The organism is Sulfuricurvum sp. (genome assembly GCF_019163035.1).
Classification (GTDB): Bacteria; Campylobacterota; Campylobacteria; order Campylobacterales; family Sulfurimonadaceae; genus Sulfuricurvum.
Genome location: NZ_JAFLKV010000029.1, coordinates 1 through 2,270 on the forward strand (window position 1 = coordinate 1; position 2,270 = coordinate 2,270).

General features: G+C 39.4%; 4 protein-coding genes. 2 read left to right on the forward strand and 2 right to left on the reverse strand.

Going from position 1 to position 2,270, the window contains the following annotated elements; all coding sequences use genetic code 11:
- The coding region (locus JZU62_RS02605) for an EAL domain-containing protein (protein ID WP_295011617.1) at nt 1-660 on the forward strand (660 nt) is incomplete at its 5' end.
- Between the two features lie 12 nt (nt 661-672).
- On the forward strand, nt 673-1,446 hold the full coding sequence (locus tag JZU62_RS02610) for a GGDEF domain-containing protein (protein WP_295011619.1): 774 nt from the start codon (nt 673-675) through the stop codon (nt 1,444-1,446).
- Here JZU62_RS02610 and JZU62_RS02615 read toward each other — a convergent pair whose 3' ends face one another.
- Together JZU62_RS02615 and JZU62_RS02620 are read right to left on the reverse strand one after the other, a co-directional pair.
- Nucleotides 1,447-1,635, reverse strand: a complete 189-nt coding sequence (locus JZU62_RS02615; RefSeq protein ID WP_295011621.1) for a hypothetical protein — start codon at nt 1,633-1,635, stop codon at nt 1,447-1,449. It lies immediately after the preceding gene.
- Between the two features lie 116 nt (nt 1,636-1,751).
- Nucleotides 1,752-2,270: nitrogenase component 1 (locus tag JZU62_RS02620; protein WP_295011623.1), on the reverse strand; the 519-nt coding region annotated here is incomplete at its 5' end.

Consider the following 2,270-nt stretch of genomic DNA (forward strand, 5'->3'; position numbering starts at 1 on the left):
GCAGAAGCACTGTTACGTTGGCCTACATTAGAGGGGATGATTCCGCCATCACTCTTTATTCCGATCGCGGAAGAGAGTGGATTGATTCTCGAAGTAGGTGAGTTTGTCTTGTATCAAGGATGTCAGAGTTCTGCTCGATGGTCGTCTATGGGAATATTGCACGGACGCATCGCTATCAATGTTTCAGCACGTCAACTTACCCATATCGATTTTATCACAACACTCGATCGTATCATCCAAGAAACACAATGCAATCCAGAATGGATTGAGTTGGAAATTACCGAAAGCTCTATTCTCGAATACCCTGAAAAAATAATCGCACTATTGGGTGTGATCAAAAGCAAAGGGTTTAAAATCTCCATCGATGATTTCGGTACCGGATATTCTTCTCTTTCGTATCTCAAACATCTCCCAATCGACAAACTCAAAATCGATATCTCCTTTATACGAAATATCACAATGGAACCTAAAAATCAAACCATTGTTAAAACCATTATTGATCTCGCAAAAGGACTAGGGATGACAACAATCGCTGAAGGGGTTGAGACTCTCGAAGAACTAGAATTTTTACGCTTAAACGGTATCGATTCTATTCAAGGGTATTATTATTTTAGACCGATGAGTATTGCACAGATTGAACAATCATATAAACAACAATAGATAAGGCAGAGCATGAGCGATTTATACAAAGAACATATTGATATTACCAACGAAGTCAAAGAGAGCATTCAAAAATTAAATATTGTTTTCCCCGCCGAATATAATCGCATTTATAGTGAAAAAGCACGTTCGCATCAAGTCGAACTTAAACCCGACCAAGTACTCAGTTCTGAAATGCTCGATGAAAAAATGGTTCGCCATCTCATTACCCTCGCCAAATGTACCGATGAAGCCATAGGGGCGATTGAACATGAAGATAAAAAATTATTAGAGATAATATATCAAGAAACAAAACAACTCCAAGAAGAGATACATGATCTCCAAAAAATCGTCTATGAAGATGGCTTAACCAAAAGTTATAACCGAAAATGGTTTGAAGATACCCTGTGCAATACCGATCATATCTCGATTCGTGATAGCGGCACTTTGGTGATGGTTGATCTGAATAAATTCAAACATATCAATGATACCTACGGACATATTGTAGGAGATAAGGTTCTAATACACATTGCACTCAAACTCAAAGAGACTGGTGGAAGAGTCGTTCGCTACGGTGGAGATGAATTTGTCATCATATTCGATTCAAAAATATCCACAGATGAGATTACAGCTAAAATGGAAGCTATCTTGAATTATTGCAAAAAGACTCATTTCAAACTTGAAGAAAATTCATTTAAAATTAACTTCTCTTATGGAATGGCTCTATTTATTAAAGGTGCTAATATAGACACTATCATTGAAAAAGCCGATAAAGCTATGTATCACAATAAAGTTAGTAAGAAATAATCACGAAAGCGGTGTGGTTTGTACCACAAAATAAAGCTCATCTTTGAGCGTATTAAGAGACTGAATAACATTATCCCGACGTGTCTCATCGAGTTCAAAATGCTGCTCTATGGAGTCATAAATACGGTCGATACTCGTATACATTTCAACCATCAGTTCTGCTTTTAGTTTATCTTGCACGCTAGCCATAAATCATCCTATTTGTTTGACTAAATCTTTTATAAAAGACTCAACCAAAAAAATCTCCCATAGGGGAGAAAGTGACGAGAATCAATGAAATTAGTTTCCCCGAAGAGGGGAAGTTTTTAGCGAACGAGGTCGAAGAAGTAGTCAGTGGTTGCGATTTGTTTTGTATCTTCATCCAATTGGTCAAGAACTTTGTTCGTGATCCAAGTAAGAAGATTCAACGCACCATCGTATCCGCTGATAGAGTAACGGTGTAGGTGATGACGGTCGAAGATTGGGAATCCGATGTAGATCAACGGAGTACCAGTGTCGCGCATCAACTCTTTACCGTAGCTGTTACCGATCATGAAATCGACAGGTTCAGTAAACAAGAGTGAACGCATGTGCCACAAGTCTTTACCCGCCCATACATTCAAACTGTCTTTAGCCGGAGACGTATCGAGCAATGCTCTCATCTCAGCTTCCCAACCGTTTGGTGCATTGTGGCAAAGGACGTGAGTCGGCTCAGCACCCATCTCTAACAAGAATGAAACGGCTCCGAGAAGGAAGTCAGGATCACCCCAGATAGCGAATTTTTTACCGTGCATGTACGGATAGCTGTCTTGCATAGCATCAACTAAACGGCCGCGCTCGATTTT

What these genes read in the sequence shown, in the direction of transcription:
- JZU62_RS02615 (WP_295011621.1), bottom strand. Translation starts at nt 1,635, where the DNA reads ATGGCTAGCGTGCAAGATAAACTAAAAGCAGAACTGATGGTTGAAATG.
- JZU62_RS02610 (WP_295011619.1), top strand. Translation starts at nt 673, where the DNA reads ATGAGCGATTTATACAAAGAACATATTGATATTACCAACGAAGTCAAA.